Below are 587 nucleotides of genomic sequence, written 5' to 3'. Positions count from 1 at the left end.
GATAACGCAGGGGGTCGTGTGTGGGGTGCTTGAGTGAGGGGGTGGGAGTTGCTGCAGGCCATAGCGATAAGAGTGGTGAAGTGCCACAACAACAACAACAACAACAACCTTAGCGACAGCAGCGAAGGTCCCAAACAGCGCGACTTGCATAGCGAGTGGCAGATGAGAAGGAAGGTGCCCCACAAACCAGCCGACATGTCGCGCCCTTGCTAAGTCGCAACGCAAGCACCACCGCTTACAACGTCAACACCGCCACCACCATCAATACCACCACCAACCAACAACAACAACAACAACAACAAGAACCGCAACCACAACCACAACAAACCGCACGTAGCATCTTGCTCCACCGGCTGGTCCTTCCATATCTCTTCTGCTACTAGTCGACACATGTCGTCCGACTACAGCAAGCTGAGCAGCCGCCCACGTCAGAAGCTACGAGGAGCTACGAACAACAACACCAACAACACCACCAACAACACCAACACCAACACCAACAACAACAGCAGCAGCAGCAGCAGCAACAACAACAACTGCCACTAGAACAAAGGACACTCACGCTGTTGCTGTCATTGGTATGGCTGTTG

Annotated in this window: 2 protein-coding genes; both read left to right on the top strand. The window is 53.5% G+C overall.

The genetic code is table 11. The annotated features are described in order from the left end of the window. Positions 1 to 155: 155 nt before the first annotated feature. Positions 156 to 383, top strand: a complete 228-nt coding sequence (locus AAFX79_13775) for a hypothetical protein (protein ID MEO1009625.1) — start codon at positions 156 to 158, stop codon at positions 381 to 383. 7 nt (positions 384 to 390) lie between these two features. Further along, positions 391 to 543, top strand: a complete 153-nt coding sequence (locus tag AAFX79_13770) for a hypothetical protein (GenBank protein ID MEO1009624.1) — start codon at positions 391 to 393, stop codon at positions 541 to 543. The last annotated feature ends 44 nt before the right edge of the window (positions 544 to 587 follow it).

This window comes from Planctomycetota bacterium (assembly GCA_039819165.1).
Lineage (GTDB): Bacteria > Planctomycetota > Phycisphaerae > Phycisphaerales > UBA1924 > JAHCJI01.
Note: the sequence above shows the minus strand (reverse complement) of the source record. Positions and strands in the feature narration are given on the sequence as shown.